The following is a 15,781-nucleotide window of genomic DNA, read 5'->3' as shown; positions in this document are numbered from 1 at the left end:
GGTTGGCTGGCATATGCTCGCCGCGACAACCACAGAACGAGACGGCCCCCGGTGAGACGGACAATCTCAACCGAGGGCCTGACCACGAGGAAGTAGACCCCTTCCCGATGGATACCCCGCAGGTTATCGCGCCTCCGTGCGCCCAGCCCGGCTCCCCCGGCACCCAAGACGTCACGCCGACATCCGGCGTCATCCACGTCAACACCCGCCACGTCTCCGGCTTCGTGATCATCGGCAACCACCTCGCCCAGCACCACGAGCTCTCCCTCATCGCGATCGGACTGGCCGTCCACATCCAGTCCCTGCCCGCCGGGGCGAAGGTCGGCATCAAGGTCCTCACCAACCGCTTCCCCGAGAGCGAAGCCCGCATCACCGCCGCCCTCCACGAACTCGAAGCCGAGGGCTACCTCCACCGCAGCCGCGTACGGCTCGCCACCGGCCGCGTCGTCACCCGCACGATCTCGTACAACAAGCCAGGCGCCACCGCACCCCCGGTCACCACGCCGCAGCGAAAGCCACAGCGGCCGACCAGGCCCGCGCCCGAGCCGCTGCCCGAGCCGACGCCCGCGCCGACGACGGCCCCGTCACCCGCGCCGGAACTCGCCGCCCCCATCCGCGTACCGGCACCCACGGCCCCGAGGAAGCAGCCCGCGCCACTCCCACAACCGCACGCACCCACGGCGCAGTTGACGCAGGCGGCGGCAGCCCTCCTCGCCGACCTACGCCGCCACGCGCCCCAACTCACCCTCACAGAAGAAGACATCCCCACACTCGCCCCCGGCATCGCCGCCTGGCTCGAACGTGACGTCCACCCCGACACCATCCGCCACGCCCTCACCGACCAACTCCCCCACCCCGTCAAACACCCCGCGAAGTTCGTCCGCAACCGCATCACCACACTCCTGCCACCCCCACTCCCCGGCACCACAGACCTCACACCCCCACCCCGCCGCACACCCCTCACCATCCCGCTCCAGAACTGCGACACCTGCGACCGCGCCTTCCGCGCCACCCACCCCGGACACTGCCGCGACTGCCGCTCCGATCTCCGCGCCGAACCGACAGACCTCACGTGCGGGGCCGCGTGACACACCCGGCCTGGGTCGGACCCACGTCTGTCCACGGCCCCAGCCTGCGGCCGGGCCAGCCGTCGGACACGGCGGGGCCAAGAATGGGCGTTGGCTGCCAGTGCCCCGTCAGAGGGTGTTGGCGTCAGGGAAGGGCCTCTGCGACCCCGTCAGGCCAGTCGCTCTGCCAGCAGGAGGGCGCCGATGGCGATCATCATGGCACCGCTGACGCGGGTGACGTTGCGGGCGGCCGAAGGCCGGGTGCTCAGGAGCGTTCTGGCCAGAACGCCGACGAGGACGTAGACGACGGCGCACGCGGTCAGGTGCACCGTGCTGAGCAGACCGGTCTGCGCGGCGACCGGCCAGCCCGTGGCAGGGTCGATGAACTGCGGGAACAGCGAGAAGTACAGCAGCAGCGCCTTCGGGTTCAGGCCGCTGATCCCGAATCCCTTGAGCAGTACCTGCAACCGGGAGGTGTCCGCGCTCTCGCCCGCGGTCGTCGGAACGGCCGGCTGCCGCAGGACGCCCCAGCCCAGCCACAGCAGGTACCCCGCCCCCACCATGGTCAGGGCGGTGAGCGCGGCCGGGGAACTCGCCACGATCACCGCCAGCCCCGCGACGGCCACCAGCGCATAGGCCGCGTGCCCGGCGACCAGTCCCGTGACGGCCGGGACTACCGAGCGTCCCCGCAGTCCGGCGGAGATCGCGTAGGCCCAGTCCGCGCCCGGTGTGAACACCAGCAACAGGTCCACAGCCAGGAAGGCCGCCAGCGTCGTCGTATCCATCGCTCGCTCCCTCTCGCGTGTCTTGTCTGGAGGGAACGCTAGGCCAGATTCGCCCGAAAGTGTTTGCGTATTTACCTCATGATCGCCCCACGTGCGGAAGAATCTTCTCCATGGATGCCATGGACCGGAAGATTCTTGCTGAACTGCAACTCGACGGCCGCCTGACGGTCACCGAGTTGGCCGCTCGCGTGCAGCTCAGCGTCTCGCCCTGCCACCGCCGGCTGCGCGATCTCGAACGCGAGGGTGCGATCCGCGGCTACCGGGCTGTGGTCGACCCGGCGGCTGTCGGCCTGAACTTCGAGGCTCTCGTCTTCGCCACCCTGCGCTGGGAGACCCCTGACACCGTCACCGCCTTCGAGGAGGCCGTGGCCGCCGTTCCGCACGTGCTGCAAGCCCAGCGCTTGTTCGGCGAGCCCGACTACCTGCTAAGGGTCGCGACCGCCGACCTGGCCACCTTCCAGCAGTTGTACGACCAGCAACTCGCCCGGCTTCCCGGCGTCCAACGCCTGACGTCCACCCTCGTCATGAAGAACGTCGTCCAGGACAGGCCGCTGCCCGAATAGCCGCCCGGTCCCGCCCTTCCCTGCCCGCCGGTGCCCAGGACGCTCACGCTGGGCTCGGCGGTCATGACGGTTCTCATTCTTCGGGGTACGGCAGCGGGGGCAGCGAGGTCAGGTGCGGGCGGCCCTGATCAGCCCGTCCAGCCATGCTTGGTGGCCGTTGAGCATCGGGTTCGGGCGCTCGCCGGCCAGGGCGGCGGCCGGCTGTCCGATCTGCGTCTCCTGGGTGAGGACGCGGACCCGGCCGCCGGGCAGGTCCTCGACCAGCCAGGCGTGCAGCACGTCGAGCTTCTCCTCCGGGGTGCCGTCCTGCTTCGCGGTCCACGACAGGCGGCCGGGAACACCGTCGGCCGGGGCCGGGGCCTGGAACTCGGTAACGAGCGCGGCCAGAGGCGGGAAGCCGAAGGTTCCGAAGCTGAAGACGAGGCCGCCCGCGAGGACCGGGCCGCCGCCTTCGGGGAAGGAGATGTCGGCGACGTTGTCGTAGTAGCCCTCCCACTGGGAGGTGTCGGTCAGCGAGTGCCAGACCCGGGCGGCGGTGAGGCCGGGCACGACAACTTCATTGGAGACGAAGTTGTCGCCGGTTCCGGGAAGGTAGCGCTCAGGCCAGGTGATCGCGTTCTGCGTGGTCATAGGGGGTGCCTTTCACAAGTGGGTCTTCAGCGTCGCCGCCGGTGGGGGTGCCGCCACTCGGCGACGTCCTCGACGGTAGAGCCGCAACCCATCGGTGCACCAATACGTGATCCGATTCCAGGTATCGGCATCCCGATGACGGAAACCACTACCCTTGCCGTCATGAACAACCAGAAGCGCGCCGCGGACCAGGAAGCCCCCGCGCCCGCCACCGCCGGCAAGCAGCTTCCGTCGCACGCGGACCTCAACCTGCTGCGCACCTTCCTGACCGTCCACCGCACCGGCTCCTTCACCGCCGCCGCCCCCCGGCTCGGCCTGTCCCAACCCACGGTGACCGCGCAGATCCGCACCCTGGAACAGCAGACCGGCCGCGAGCTGTTCACCCGCCTCCCGCGCGGCGTCGACCCCACCCCCTACGCCCACGAACTCGCTACACAGATCGCCGCCCCGCTCGACGCCCTCGCCGGCCTGGAGGACACCGCGGCCACGGCCGGACCGGTACACCTGGCCGGACCCTCGGAACTGCTGTGTGTCCGGGTCCTGCCCGCCTTGGCCCCGCTCATCGCCGAAGGCGTCCAGCTGCGGGTGGCCCAGGAACTGCCCGAACCGCTCGTCGAGGAGATGCGCGCCGGCCGCCACGACCTCGTCATCGCCACCCGGCGCCCACGCAGCCGCACGTGGGAATCCGTGCCCCTGACCGACGAGGAATACCTCTTGGTCGCTGCCCCCGCCTGGGCCGAGCGCGTCGGTAGACACCCGGACAGTGGCAACCTGTGCGCCGCCCTGCGCGAGGTCCCGATGGTCACCTACGCCGAGGACCTGCCCATCATCCGACGCTACTGGCGCACGATCTTCGGCAAGCAGTACACCGCCCGCGCCGCCGTCACCGTCCCCAACCTCTACGCCGTCCTCTCTGCGGTCAACGCCGGCGCCGGATACAGCGTCCTGCCCCGATCCCTGTGCCAGGACCACCTCGACACCGGTCGGCTGATCCTTCTGCACGACCCGCAAGAGGCGCCCCTGAACACCCTCTTCCTGCTCCAGCGCCCCGGAGCCGAAGCGAATCCCGACGTGTTGCGCGTCCGCGAACGACTCAGGGAGGCCGCCCGCACCTGGTAACCACCGCCACATAGGCCGCGGCGCCCCGGAGCCGGAGACGCCGGACACCCAGGTCCTCACCTTCGAGTTCGGCGGGTTGACCGGGAGCGAGCACGAGCAGGTCACTCATGCCGTTCAGCGGCTGATCCAACAGGAGTTGGACAGTGATTCAGCGGAACAGGTCGCCGGCCCCGCCCCAGCAAGGGACGGAGCCGGCGACCTGATGTCGCGACTCATCGGGCCAGGGGCGCCGGGCCGAAGGCCACGACGCCCCTGGCCCCCGCCGTTGTCGCAGGTCCGCTCGTGTTCGTGACACTGACCGTCAGGCTCAGCAGGCGCCGAGGTCCTCCCAGACGCCCCATTCGCCGGTGCTGCCGGGCTGCTCGCCCTGCGTCCACCACTTGGCGCGCCAGGTGTGGTCGCCCAGGGACGCGGTGTCGCCGCCGTTGTAGACGCGTCCGGCCTCCCAGGCCGATGCCGCGCAGTCGCCCGGGTCCGGGTCGCCGGGGTCGCCCGGGTCGGTGCCGCCGCCACCGATGTTCACGTCGATGCAGGCGTAGAAGGCGTTTGACGTGTCGGCGACGTTCCAGACCGCGAGGACCTTCTGCTTGCCCGAGAGGGACCCGAAGTTCACGTTGTGGGTCACCGTGGCGCCGGGCTGGGCACCGCCGTCGTTGAACTCGGCCACCTTGGTGCCGCCGACGTAGTACTGCCAGGTGCTCGTGGCATGCCGGGCGGTCAGCGTCCAGGAGAAGTTGGCCGAACCGGCGACCGGGGTGACCTTCCAGCCCTTGCTGTCGTCGTCGAGCTCGGCGAACTGGGAGTTTCCGCCGCTGCAGCTCCGCAGGCCTTTCGGGCCCTCGACGCTCTGCGGTTCGTACTTGATCTGACCGCAGGGGACGGTGCCCGCGGCGCACTGGGCCTGGCGGCTCGGCGGTGAAGAGATGTAGCCGTGCGCACTCGCCGTGGTGGCGGGCAGGGCCACCGCGATGAGGGGGGCGATCCCCGCACCGATCACGAGAGCCAGTCTTCGCTTGGCGTTCATGCCAACTCCTTCGCTGAAGGGGCTGCCGAAGGCAACGGCAGCATCAGGACGCGCCCGCACCGGCGTGGTCCCGTGGCGTGATGCGTACCGGGCACGGGTGAACACACGGGTGCGGCCGGTGGCGAGGGGGGCGCCGCCCCGCAGACCCTTCGCGCGCCACCGGTCACGCACTGTCGACCGGGGCTCACCTTTAGGTCTAGACCATACTCGGGGCGGGGCGTCCGTCAAGAGAGCGCACAGCCGGCGATCACCCCGGCACCGCACGCCGCGTTCTCCTCCAACACCCCCTCCCGGGAAGGGGGTTGGTGTTGAGACGAGAAGCCGGGCCCCGCGCGGGGGGGGCTATGAGGTCTTTCGGGGAGAAGAGTGAGGAATGGGCGATGCCCCGGACAGCCGCCGCCCGGTCACGCCCGGCCGGGCCCCGAACCCCAGGCCGCTCCCCCGAGGACGTAAAGGACACCCGCTACTCTGGGCGCGTCACCGGGGCGGGGCATCGCCCCGCCAACTCTCCTCGGGGGGACCTCTCCACCATGCTCCGGGCCCTGATCTATCTCCTGCCTCTGGCGCTGACGATCTACGCGTTCATCGACTGCCTGAACACCCCGGAGGACGAGGCCAAGCACCTGCCGAAGGTCGCCTGGGTCTTCATCATCCTGCTGTTCTGGATCGTCGGCCCGATCGTGTGGCTGGCCGCGGGCAAGCTGCGCCAGGTGCCCGACGGAGGCCGTACGCCATCCGAATGGCACCGCGGCCACCGCCGGCAGTGGGTGGCGCCCGACGACAACCCCGACTTCCTGAAGTCGCTGAAGGACGAGAACGAGAAGGACGAGGCCGTCCTCAAGGACTGGGAGGCGGACCTGCGCCGCCGCGAGGACGAGCTCAAGCGGCGGGAGAGCGGGCCGGAGTCGACCCCGCCCGCTTCCTGATCCCGAGCGCGCCCGAGCGCCAGATCGCGATCGTTCGAAAATCTTCACCCCCCTCCAACACCCGGCCGATATCCTGGTGTTGACGGAGTGACAGATCAGGGTGGGCGGCGGTGCTGGGGGTGCTGTGGAGCGAGACCTGTACGGGCGCGAGGCAATTTTCGGTGACGACGGACTTGCGGCGCGGCTGACCGGTCTCACTCCACACGGTTCGCGGCGGGTCACCTGCGAACACGGTGACGACCCGCCCGTCGCCGTACTGACCGGCGGCCGGGGCATGGGCAAGACGGCCGTGCTCAAGCAACTGCGCAGCCTGTACCGGGAGATCACGCCGGTCGCCCTCGTGGACTGCGAGGCCGTACGGCCGCCCGCGGACCCGGGCCCCGGCTGGACACCCGTGACGGGAGTGCTGCCCGAACTGGCCACCCAGCTCACGGCGCGGGTGCACGCGGCCCGCCCCGTGCAGTTCCCCCGGCTCAGCCTGGGCCTGGTCGCGGTGGCCTCGGTGTCCTGGCGACGGGAGGACGAGTCCCGGGCCCAGCGCGACCTCCAGTCGCTCGGCCCGGTACTGGCGACGCTCGACACCCGGGCCGACACCGCGACGGGCTGGGTCACCAAGGTCCTGACGAAGCTCGCGGCCGGGGCGTTCGACTCGATGGCGCCGATGGCCGGCATGGTCGCCGAGGCGACCGTGGAGACGGTGCTGGAGGAGACGTTCAGCCGGTTCCAGCGGCGCTCGGCGGACTGGTACGGCACGTATCCGCACGCGGGCGGCAACGGGCGCATCGGCCTGCGGCAGCTCGCGGTCGACTTCGAACGCGGCGGCGATCTGCGCCGCCGGGCCGAGGACCACCTGGTGCTGGCCCTGGTCGAGGACCTGGTCCGGGCCTACCGCGGGATGGCGCGCGGCGCCCGGCGGGGCCGCCCGGTCCTGCTCCTCGACAACGCCCACACCCCGCTGGGCCGGCAGCTCGTCGAACCCCTGCTGCGGCAGCGCGCGGGCGGGGTGCGGGACCAGATCGCGGTGTTCGCGTCCTCGCGCATCCACGACCACGCGGGACTGAGCCACGCGGTGCGCCGGCGGCTGCCCGAGGTGGCGCACGCCTCGCAGTGGGTACGGGGCACCGAGGTGACGTCCGGGATCCTGGCCGTGGGCCTCACCCCGCTGGACGCCGCCCATGTGCGCTCCGCGCTCGACCGGCACGATCCGCACGGCCGCACCCCGGCCGGGCTGGCGCGCGGGATCCACCGGCTGACCGGGGGCCGGCCGCTGGGGGTGGCCCTGCTGGCGCAGGCGGCGGGCGAGTCGCCGGACCCGGGCGACCTGGTGCCGGGGTCGCTGCTGGAGCGCACGGTGGAGCTGCGGGAGGACCGGCCGCCGGTCCGGGTGGCCGACGAACTGCTGGAGCGGCTGCTGCCCGGGCAGCGCCCGGACGTGCTGAGCGTGCTGGCCGCCGCACACGGCGAGGACTCGGCCCGGCTGCTGGCCACGACCCGGCTGCGCGGGGAGTCCCTGGACGGCGATGTGGCACTGCGGGTGCGGGACGCGCTGCGGTCGGAGGACTGGCCGGTGGGGCCGGAGCACTTCGTCGCCGATCCGCTGCTGCGGGCGCTGCTGCTGCACCGGCTGCGGTTCCAGGACGACGACCCGCCGTACTACGCGGTGTGGCGCGCGGTGCACGAGACGCTGCGTTCGGCGTACGCCGCCGGGGGCAGCTGCCCGAGCGAACCGCACCGGCTGCACCAGGAGCTGGTGCTGGGCGCGGCGGAGGACTGCGTGACGCATCTGCGGGTGCAGTTCGCCCGGCCCGACGTGCTGAGCTGGCTCGACGCGCTGCGCTTCATCGCCTCCGCCCCCTGTCCCCGCCCGCCCGGCAGCACGGGCCCCGATCCGCGGCGGGCCGTCGCACTGGGGCGGGCGGCCGCCTCCGACGAGCAACGGGACGCGCTCGCCGGGCTCGACGAGCGGGCCGCCGAACTCCAGTTGCAGCTGCGGCGGCTGCTCCACGCCGTCTGGCTGCTGTCCGATCCGCTGGCCCTGCCCGACGAAGAGGTGATCGACAAGATGGCGCACGAGCTGCGGCAGCTGTCCGGCAGGCATCCCACGGGGCACGCGGTGCTCTGGGACGCGGCGACGCACTGGCCGCGCGACCTGCGGGACTGGCGGGCCCTGTCCATGCCGCCGGGAGCGCCCGTGCCCGCCCGGGCCGGGCAGCCGGGTCCGGGGGACGGTGGCCCGGATGCGTAACCCGCTGCGGTACCGGCTGTGGTGGACCACCCGGCAGAAGATCATCACCTCGGTCGTCGTGGGCGCGCTGCTGGTCACGACCGGCTGGTACGGGGCGGACCGCCTGACGGAGCCCGAGGACCGGTCCTGCGCGACGGGGGTTTCCCGTCCGCAGGGCAGCGACGAGTGCGTCGGGGTGTCCGGGGACGGCTACGACTTCGGGCAGTCGCAGCTGACCGAGGTCGCCGCGGCGATCGGCCGGGAGAACAGGTCACTGAAAGCGGGCGGATACGCGACCGTCGCGCTGCTGCTCCCGCTGACCTCGACCGACACGTCCATGCGGACGAAGGTGCTGCACGAGCTCCAGGGCGCGTTCGCCGCGCAGTACCGGTCCAACCACCGAGCGAACGGGCAGGTCCCGCAGATCCGGGTGGTCCTCGCCAACACCGGGAGCAACAGCCTGCAGTGGCAGCCCGTGGTGGACCGGCTGCTGACGATGACGGGAGCCCCGCACCGGCTGCGCGCGGTGTCCGGGGTCGCGATCAGCAGTACGCAGGCCAAGGAGGCGGTGAAGGAGCTGACGGGGGCCGGGATTCCGGTCGTGGGCTCCACGATCACCGCCGACGACATCGCCAACGGCCCCTCCGGCGACCCGTTCCCGGGCCTCGCCCGGGTGTCCCCCACCAACCGGGACGAGGCCCGCGCCCTCGCCTCGTTCGGCGAGGTCAAGGCGGACAAGGCACTGCTGGTGCAGGACACCCGCAGCGGCGACCACTACACGGACACGCTGAAGTCGGCGTTCAACACGCTGCTGAAGGGCTCGAAGTACGAACCGGAGCTGTTCACCTCGCGGAAGGACCCGTACGACGAGGGGACCACGGCCAACACGTTCGAGCAGATCACCCATCTCATCTGCGACACGGACGCGGACACGGTGTTCTTCGCCGGGCGTCATGTCCAGTTGCGCCAGTTCGTCAACGCGCTGGGCGCGCGCGGCTGTCAGAGCCGCCGGTTCACGGTCCTCACCGGTGACGAGGGCTCCTATCTGGGCAGCGACAAGAAGCTCGACCGCGACGCGCTGCGGCGCAAGGTGACGGTCCGCTACGCCTCACTGGCGCATCCGGACGCCTGGCCCGCGGTGGCGGCCGGGAAGAAGCAGCCGACCGGCGGTTCGGCGGAGGACTACCGGGCGTTCACCGATCTGCTGGCCGAGGTGGGGAAGAAGCCGGTCGGCCCGATCGGGCCGACCGCGCACGACGACCTGACCGACGGCCAGCTGATCATCGCCCATGACGCGATGACGCTGGCGGTGGCGGGGATCCGGCGGGCGACCACGGACGGGAAGGAACTGCCGGACCTGGCGGACGTGGGCGGCCAGTGGCCCCGGGTGAAGGGGTCGCTGCGGGTGCGGGGGGCCAGCGGCTGGATCTGCCTGGACAACCACGGCAACCCGTACAACAAGGCCGTGCCGGTGGTGGAGCTGGCACCGGACCCGCCGCACCAGCGGTTCTCGGCGCTGGCGTGGCCGGAGGGCGCGGCGCCGAAGGAGCAGTGCCTGCCGCCCTCGTCGGCCCCCTGACACGGGACACAGGAACGGCTGCCCGCCCCCGCCGGAGCGGGGACGGGCAGCCGTGGTGTCCGGTCCGCGGTGGGGCTCAGACGCCGGCGTAGGAGTGCTTGCCGGTGACGAAGATGTTGACGCCGTAGTAGTTGAAGATCCAGCAGCCGAAGGCGATCAGCGCCAGGTAGGCGGCCTTGCGGCCCTTCCAGCCGGCCGTCGCGCGGGCGTGCAGGTAGCAGGCGTACGCGACCCAGGTGATGAAGGACCAGACCTCCTTGGGGTCCCAGCCCCAGTAGCGGCCCCAGGCGTCGCCGGCCCAGATCGCGCCCGCGATGATCGTGAACGTCCACAGCGGGAAGACCGCCGCGTTGATCCGGTACGAGAACTTGTCGAGGCTCGACGCGGACGGCATCCGGGAGAGCACGGAGTGGGCGAACGCGCCGGGCTCCTGCCCGTTGGCGAGCTTGCTCTCGTAGTTGTCACGGAAGAGGTAGATGAACGTGCCGATGCCGCCGATGAAGAACACGGCGCCGCAGATGATGGCGGTGGAGACGTGGATCCACAGCCAGTACGAGTGCAGTGCGGGCACCAGCTGGTCGCTGGAGGTGTAGAGCACCGTGGTCGCGAGGCCGAGGTCCAGCAGGACGGCCGTGATCAGGATCAGGCCCATCCAGCGGACGTTCTTCTTCAGGGCCAGCAGGGCCAGGTACGCGCCGACCGCCACCGTGGAGAAGGTGATGGAGAACTCGTACATGTTGCCCCAGGGGGCGCGCTGCACGGACAGGGCGCGGGCGATGACCCCGCCCGCCTGGATCAGGAAGGCGAGCACGGTCATGGAGACCGCGATCCGCCCGTAGAGGTCGCCCTTGAAGGTGCCGCCCGCGGCGCCGGGACCGTCCGGCACGTCGCGCGATCCGGCCGCGGACCGGGTGACGATCTTCGGCCGTTCCAGGACGGCGGTGGCGCCGCCCTTCTGCGCGACCTGGACCTTCACCGTGCCGGCGGCGGCCTGTTCGGTGGTCAGTGAGGCGGCGGTGCGGCCGACCTTGCTGCGGGACCCGAACACCCACTCCGCGATGTGTGCGAAGAAGGCCAGGGTGTAGACGGCCATCGACGAGTAGATCAGCACATTGCTGGTGTGTGCCAGGTTCTCGTTGGTTGCGGCGGCGAGATTCACTTCTCAGCCCCTTCGGAAGGTTCTGCGGAGGACGCGGCGACGACGTGGGTGCCGGAATCCGGATCGGTGTCGGGGTCGGTGTCTGGGCCGGGCGCCGTGGGCGCGACGGCGTTGAGCGTGACCGCGAGATCGGCCAGCTCCTCGGGAAGCTTCGCGGACTCGCTGCGGCCGAGCCCCGCCATTTCGACGACGGTGACGCCGTCGGCGCCGCGTACGGCACGGATCCAGATCCGGCGGCGCTGGATGAACAGCGAGCCGGCCAGTCCGGCGATCGCGCCGATGGCTCCGGTGAGCGCCCAGCCGCTGGCGGGCTGCTCCGAGATCTGGAAGCTCGCCCACTCCTGGAGGCCCTCGAAGGTGATGGAGCCGGCCCCGTCGGGCAGCTTCATCGTCTCGCCGACCAGCAGCCGCTGCTTGAGCTGCTCGCCCTTGGAGTCCTTGAACTCCTTCATCTTCGACTTGTCGAGCTGGTAGACGTTCTGCGCCAGTCCGGAGTCGACGCCGAGCGAGCCGTGGTAACCGTTCAGCGCGAGGACCGGCATGTCGGCGGCCGGGAACTGCGAGAACATCGTGCCCTTGCCGCTGCCCGCGAAGGTCGGCACGAAGAAGGCCTGGAAGCCCAGCTGGTCCTTCTTGCCGTTCTTGTCGCGGTAGCCGTCCATCACCTTGATCGCACCGGACGAGGTGACGTTGTTGTCGAGGGGCAGCAGCGGCACGGCGGCCTTGTAGACCTCCTTGCCCCTGCCGTCCTTGACCGAGACGACGGGCGCGTAGCCGTGGGCGTTGAGATAGACCTTCGTACCGTCGACGACCAGCGGTTCGTTGACCTTGATGACCTTCTTCTTCGGCTTGCCGTAGGCGCCGTCGGAGTACGTCACGTGTGCCTCGTACGTCCGGGGCGTACCGATCTGCGGGCCGCTGCGCTCGTACGTTCCGATGAAGTCGTCGAGGGTGAAGCTGAAGGGCGACAGCGAGTCGTCGTCGAAGAGCGAGCCGGACTTGAAGTCGTCGTACTGCGTGATCGTGTTGGAGAACCCGTCGCCCTCGACGACGAGCTTGGCGCCCTCGGACTTGAAGAGCTGTCCCCAGGCGAAGGCCACCAGCATCACGATGAGCGCGATGTGGAACATCAGGTTCCCGGCCTCGCGCAGATAGCCCTTCTCGGCGGCGACCGCGTTCCCGTCGACGTGGGCCCGGTAACGGCGCTTGCGCATCATCGTGAGCGCGGCCTCATGGACCTGCCCGGGCTCGGCCTCGGTGCGCCATGTGGTGTACGCGGGCAGCCGGGTCAGGCGCTTGGGGGCAAGCGGCGGGCGGCTGCGCAGCTGACCGATAAACGTGCCGGTGCGCGGCACGATGCAGCCGATGAGGGAGATGAACAGCAGGATGTAGATCGCGGAGAACCACACCGAGCTGTAGACGTCGAAGAACTGGAGCTTCTCGTAGATCGGCGTGACGGTGGTGTGGAGCCCCTTGAAGGTCTGCACCTTGAGCTCGTCGACGCTGTTCTGCGGGATCAGCGAGCCGGGGATGGCGCCGAGCGACAGCAGGAAGAGCAGGATCAGCGCGACCCGCATGGAGGTCAGCTGACGCCAGAACCAGCGCACCCAGCCGATGACGCCCATGGCGGGAAGGCTCGCCAGGGTCTCCTCGCGCGGCGCGGTGGAGAGCTGGGAGCCGGCGGCGCCGAGCTCCCGGGCGGTCTCCCGGTCCTGCTCGGCGCGCACCTCCCGCTCATCGGGACGCTCGCGCTCCTGGGACGGGTTGGACTTGGTGTTGCTCATCGGTACTCAGATCCCCACCGTGAAGCCGGCGGACCAGCCCTGTAGTTCCTGCATCATGCTGCCCCACACGCCGGTCAGCAGGAGCAGCCCGGTCACGATCATCATGCCGCCGCCGATGCGCATGACCCATGCGTAGTGGCGTTTGACCCAGCCGAACGCGCCGAGCGCCTTGCGGAAGGCGACGGCCGCGAGCACGAACGGGATGCCGAGGCCGAGGCAGTACGCGACCGTCAGTATCGCCCCGCGTCCGGCGGTTCCCTGGTCCATCGCGAGGATGCTCACCGAACTCAGCGTCGGGCCGAGGCACGGGGTCCAGCCGATCCCGAAGAGCGCTCCGAGCAGCGGGGCACCCACCAGACCGGTCACCGGCTTCTTGTGGATGCGGAACTCGCGCTGGGTCATCCACGGCATCAGGCCCATGAAGAAGACCCCCATGAGGATCATCAGCACGCCGAGGATCTTGGTGAGCGGTCCGCTGTTCTCCTGGAGCGTGTCGCCGAAGTAGCCGAAGAGCGCGCCGCCGGAGACGAACACGGCGGTGAAGCCGGCCACGAACAGCGAGGCGCCCGCGACCATGCGCCCCCGTCGGGCGTCGGCCAGATCGGCTCCGCTGACCCCGGTGACGTAGCTGAGGTAGCCGGGGACGAGCGGCAGGACGCAGGGCGAGAAGAAGGAGACGAGCCCGCCGAGCAGGGCGATGGGCAGGGCGACCAGCAGGGCCCCGCTCAGGACCGTCTCGTTGGGGCCGGCGGCGAGGGCGATCACCTGATCACTTCTCCGCGATCAGGGGGTCGAGCATCTCGCGCAGCCGGGTGTCGTCGAGCGGGCCCACGTAGCGGGCGGCCAGCTTGCCCTGCCGGTCGATGATGACGGTCGACGGGATGGACTGCAGCTTGAACGTTCCCTTGGGGAACCGCAGCAGGAGCTTGCCGGTCGGGTCGTAGAAGCTGGGGTAGGTGACCCCGAAGTCCTTCTCGAAGCTGATGGCCTGGGCCGGTTCCGGGTCGCGGGTGTTGACCCCGATGAACTGGACGCCCTGGTCCTCGGTGGCCTTGGCCACCTTGGTGAAGTACTTGGCTTCCAGTCTGCAGGGAGCGCACCACGAGCCCCAGGCGTTGAGGACGACGACCTTGCCCTTGTAGTCGGCGAGGTCGAGCTTCTTGCCGTCCAGACTCTTGCCGTCGAGCTTCGGCGCGGCGGCCCGGTCACCCTTGGCCGCGGTCGAGATCCCGCCATTGCCGGTGACGAAGTTCGTGTCGCCACCGCCACCGGTCGTGCCGCCCGAACTGCACGCGCTCAGCGTCAGTGCGAGCGCGACGGCCGCCGCGGGTGCGGCGAGCAGGGTGAAGCGGCGTCGGGATGCGCGGCCATAGCTCATGTGAAAAGTTTCGCATGACGGTTTCGGGGATCTTGGGCACCCCCCTCGGTGCCCGTAAAGCCCGTTGTCAGGCCTGTTTAAAGAACGTGTTCCAGCCGCCTTCGGGGGCCTGACCGACCTCCAGCGTACGAAGCTTGGCAAGCACCGCCGGGTCCTGGACGTCGAGCCAGTCGACGAACTGCCGGAAGGAGACGAGGCGCACATCCGGCTTCCCCGCGATGTGCTTGAGCGCGTCCTCGACCGCATCCATATAGATGCCGCCGTTCCACTCCTCGAAGTGGTTTCCGATGTAGAACGGCGCACGGTTCGTCTCGTACGCGCGCTGGAAACCGCTGAGGTACGACTGGGTGGCCTGGTTCCGCCAGCCCGGATACCGGGACGGCATTCCCTTGGTCGAATTCTGCGACTGGTTGGCCAGGATGTTGTAGTCCATGGAGAGGACCTCGAAGCTGTGCCCGGGGAACGGGATGCCCTGGAGCGGCAGGTCCCAGACGTCCATGCGCTTGGTGGGCCACACCTGGGTGCCGCCGGGCGAACTGGCGTCGTAGCGCCAGCCCAGCTTCTTCGCGGTGGGCAGCAGGTTGTCCTGTCCGAGCAGACAGGGGGTGCGGCCGCCGACGAGTTCCTTGCGGTAATCGAAAGGCAGCGGATCGAGGTCGGTCCAGCCGGTGTTGGTACGCCATTCGGTGACGAAGGAGATCGACTGATCGATTTCGCTCTGCCACTGGGAGGGCGACCAGTTGCCCACCGATCCGGAGCCGCCGCAGAAATGCCCGTTGAAGTGCGTGCCGATCTCATGGCCGTCGAGCCAGGCCTGGCGCACGCCCTTCAGCGTCTCCTTGATGTGATCGTCGGTGAGATAACCGATGTCGGAGGCACCGATGGGGTTGTTGGGCGGGCGGTAGAGCGATTTCTTCGATTCGGGCAGCAGATACAGCCCGGAGAGGAAGAAGGTCATCTTCGCGTCGTGTTCCCTGGCGAGTTCCAGGAAACGCGGGAACAGCCCGTTGCCGACCTCGCCGGCGCCGTCCCAGGAAAAGATCACGAACTGCGGGGGCTTCTGCCCGGGTTCGAGCGGCACGGGCGCGGACGGCTGGTGCGGCTGCTTCCCGGTGTCGGCGGTGGAACCGTCACCGATGGCACGGACGTCCTTCTTCGCGGGCCCGTTGCCCTTGACCGCTCCGTCGGCCCCCTTCTCCCCCTTGGCACCCTTCTCCGGGCCCGCCCCACCCGTACCGGACCCGCCGGAGGAACTGCAGCCCGCCATCCCGATGGCGACCGCGGCCCCAAGTCCGGCTCCGAGCAAACCCCTTCGGCTGATGTCGCGCATGTTGTTCCCATCTGCGGTCGTTTTGCCTCAAGTCCATACAAACTGGCAAAGGCTTAGATGGGTGAAGCAACACGGGGGTTCCTCGAATTAGCACACAATTCTTTGCGGAACCAGACCCCAGCCATGACCGAACGCAAGATCGACCCCGAACCGCCTGAAAAACGGCAGGCCGAAACCCCGGACGGCATAATTCCGCCCGGTCGGCCTACAAAC

14 protein-coding genes are annotated in these 15,781 nt (G+C 69.9%); 6 read left to right on the top strand and 8 right to left on the bottom strand.

Features of this window, described 5'->3' with window-relative positions; translation table 11 throughout:
- Positions 1 to 107 precede the first annotated feature (107 nt).
- Positions 108 to 1,088 carry a helix-turn-helix domain-containing protein gene (locus tag OG959_RS21810; protein ID WP_326660877.1) on the top strand — a complete coding sequence of 327 codons (981 nt, stop codon included), beginning with the start codon at positions 108 to 110 and terminating at the stop codon, positions 1,086 to 1,088.
- Between the two features lie 149 nt (positions 1,089 to 1,237).
- On the opposite strand, the gene OG959_RS21805 is transcribed toward OG959_RS21810, so the two are convergent.
- Positions 1,238 to 1,852, bottom strand: coding sequence for a LysE family translocator (locus tag OG959_RS21805; protein ID WP_326660875.1), 615 nt, complete (start codon positions 1,850 to 1,852; stop codon positions 1,238 to 1,240).
- Between the two features lie 110 nt (positions 1,853 to 1,962).
- Between OG959_RS21805 and OG959_RS21800 the strand changes: the two genes are divergently transcribed.
- Positions 1,963 to 2,415 carry an Lrp/AsnC family transcriptional regulator gene (locus OG959_RS21800; protein ID WP_326660873.1) on the top strand — a complete coding sequence of 151 codons (453 nt, stop codon included), beginning with the start codon at positions 1,963 to 1,965 and terminating at the stop codon, positions 2,413 to 2,415.
- Positions 2,416 to 2,523: 108 nt separating this feature from the next.
- Here OG959_RS21800 and OG959_RS21795 read toward each other — a convergent pair whose 3' ends face one another.
- A complete protein-coding gene (locus tag OG959_RS21795; protein WP_326660871.1) occupies positions 2,524 to 3,045 on the bottom strand; it encodes an SRPBCC domain-containing protein in 522 nt (173 codons plus the stop codon).
- Positions 3,046 to 3,207: 162 nt separating this feature from the next.
- Here OG959_RS21795 and OG959_RS21790 point away from each other — a divergent pair, with 162 nt between their 5' ends.
- A complete protein-coding gene (locus OG959_RS21790; RefSeq protein ID WP_326660870.1) occupies positions 3,208 to 4,164 on the top strand; it encodes a LysR family transcriptional regulator in 957 nt (318 codons plus the stop codon).
- A 307-nt stretch (positions 4,165 to 4,471) separates the two neighbouring features.
- Here OG959_RS21790 and OG959_RS21785 read toward each other — a convergent pair whose 3' ends face one another.
- Positions 4,472 to 5,188, bottom strand: coding sequence for a lytic polysaccharide monooxygenase (locus OG959_RS21785; RefSeq protein ID WP_326660868.1), 717 nt, complete (start codon positions 5,186 to 5,188; stop codon positions 4,472 to 4,474).
- Between the two features lie 530 nt (positions 5,189 to 5,718).
- Here OG959_RS21785 and OG959_RS21780 point away from each other — a divergent pair.
- The 3 genes from OG959_RS21780 (at position 5,719) to OG959_RS21770 (ending at position 9,917) form a co-directional block, all read left to right on the top strand.
- A complete protein-coding gene (locus OG959_RS21780) occupies positions 5,719 to 6,114 on the top strand; it encodes a PLD nuclease N-terminal domain-containing protein (RefSeq protein WP_326660866.1) in 396 nt (131 codons plus the stop codon).
- 124 nt (positions 6,115 to 6,238) lie between these two features.
- Positions 6,239 to 8,359, top strand: coding sequence for a hypothetical protein (locus OG959_RS21775; protein WP_326660865.1), 2,121 nt, complete (start codon positions 6,239 to 6,241; stop codon positions 8,357 to 8,359).
- On the top strand, positions 8,352 to 9,917 hold the full coding sequence (locus tag OG959_RS21770; RefSeq protein WP_326660863.1) for an ABC transporter substrate-binding protein: 1,566 nt from the start codon (positions 8,352 to 8,354) through the stop codon (positions 9,915 to 9,917). The genes OG959_RS21775 and OG959_RS21770 overlap by 8 nt, the downstream gene beginning before the upstream one ends.
- 76 nt (positions 9,918 to 9,993) lie before the next feature.
- Here OG959_RS21770 and ccsB read toward each other — a convergent pair whose 3' ends face one another.
- The 5 genes from ccsB to OG959_RS21745 form a co-directional block, all read right to left on the bottom strand.
- A complete protein-coding gene (gene ccsB, locus OG959_RS21765; protein ID WP_326660862.1) occupies positions 9,994 to 11,076 on the bottom strand; it encodes a c-type cytochrome biogenesis protein CcsB in 1,083 nt (360 codons plus the stop codon).
- On the bottom strand, positions 11,073 to 12,860 hold the full coding sequence (resB, locus tag OG959_RS21760; protein WP_326660861.1) for a cytochrome c biogenesis protein ResB: 1,788 nt from the start codon (positions 12,858 to 12,860) through the stop codon (positions 11,073 to 11,075). The genes ccsB and resB overlap by 4 nt, the downstream gene beginning before the upstream one ends.
- 6 nt (positions 12,861 to 12,866) lie before the next feature.
- Positions 12,867 to 13,625, bottom strand: a complete 759-nt coding sequence (locus tag OG959_RS21755) for a cytochrome c biogenesis CcdA family protein (protein ID WP_326660859.1) — start codon at positions 13,623 to 13,625, stop codon at positions 12,867 to 12,869.
- 4 nt (positions 13,626 to 13,629) lie between these two features.
- Positions 13,630 to 14,238, bottom strand: coding sequence for a TlpA family protein disulfide reductase (locus tag OG959_RS21750; protein ID WP_326660858.1), 609 nt, complete (start codon positions 14,236 to 14,238; stop codon positions 13,630 to 13,632).
- Between the two features lie 67 nt (positions 14,239 to 14,305).
- Positions 14,306 to 15,568 carry a hypothetical protein gene (locus OG959_RS21745; RefSeq protein ID WP_326660856.1) on the bottom strand — a complete coding sequence of 421 codons (1,263 nt, stop codon included), beginning with the start codon at positions 15,566 to 15,568 and terminating at the stop codon, positions 14,306 to 14,308.
- Positions 15,569 to 15,781 lie beyond the last annotated feature (213 nt).

It is taken from the genome of Streptomyces sp. NBC_00385 (genome assembly GCF_035917155.1).
Classification (GTDB): Bacteria; Actinomycetota; Actinomycetes; order Streptomycetales; family Streptomycetaceae; genus Streptomyces; species Streptomyces poriferorum.
Note: the sequence above shows the minus strand (reverse complement) of the source record. Positions and strands in the feature narration are given on the sequence as shown.

What these genes read in the sequence shown, in the direction of transcription:
- OG959_RS21750 (WP_326660858.1), bottom strand. Translation starts at nt 14,238, where the DNA reads ATGAGCTATGGCCGCGCATCCCGACGCCGCTTCACCCTGCTCGCCGCA.
- OG959_RS21795 (WP_326660871.1), bottom strand. Translation starts at nt 3,045, where the DNA reads ATGACCACGCAGAACGCGATCACCTGGCCTGAGCGCTACCTTCCCGGA.
- OG959_RS21745 (WP_326660856.1), bottom strand. Translation starts at nt 15,568, where the DNA reads ATGCGCGACATCAGCCGAAGGGGTTTGCTCGGAGCCGGACTTGGGGCC.
- OG959_RS21790 (WP_326660870.1), top strand. Translation starts at nt 3,208, where the DNA reads ATGAACAACCAGAAGCGCGCCGCGGACCAGGAAGCCCCCGCGCCCGCC.
- OG959_RS21800 (WP_326660873.1), top strand. Translation starts at nt 1,963, where the DNA reads ATGGATGCCATGGACCGGAAGATTCTTGCTGAACTGCAACTCGACGGC.
- OG959_RS21810 (WP_326660877.1), top strand. Translation starts at nt 108, where the DNA reads ATGGATACCCCGCAGGTTATCGCGCCTCCGTGCGCCCAGCCCGGCTCC.
- OG959_RS21785 (WP_326660868.1), bottom strand. Translation starts at nt 5,188, where the DNA reads ATGAACGCCAAGCGAAGACTGGCTCTCGTGATCGGTGCGGGGATCGCC.
- resB (WP_326660861.1), bottom strand. Translation starts at nt 12,860, where the DNA reads ATGAGCAACACCAAGTCCAACCCGTCCCAGGAGCGCGAGCGTCCCGAT.
- OG959_RS21780 (WP_326660866.1), top strand. Translation starts at nt 5,719, where the DNA reads ATGCTCCGGGCCCTGATCTATCTCCTGCCTCTGGCGCTGACGATCTAC.
- OG959_RS21805 (WP_326660875.1), bottom strand. Translation starts at nt 1,852, where the DNA reads ATGGATACGACGACGCTGGCGGCCTTCCTGGCTGTGGACCTGTTGCTG.
- OG959_RS21770 (WP_326660863.1), top strand. Translation starts at nt 8,352, where the DNA reads ATGCGTAACCCGCTGCGGTACCGGCTGTGGTGGACCACCCGGCAGAAG.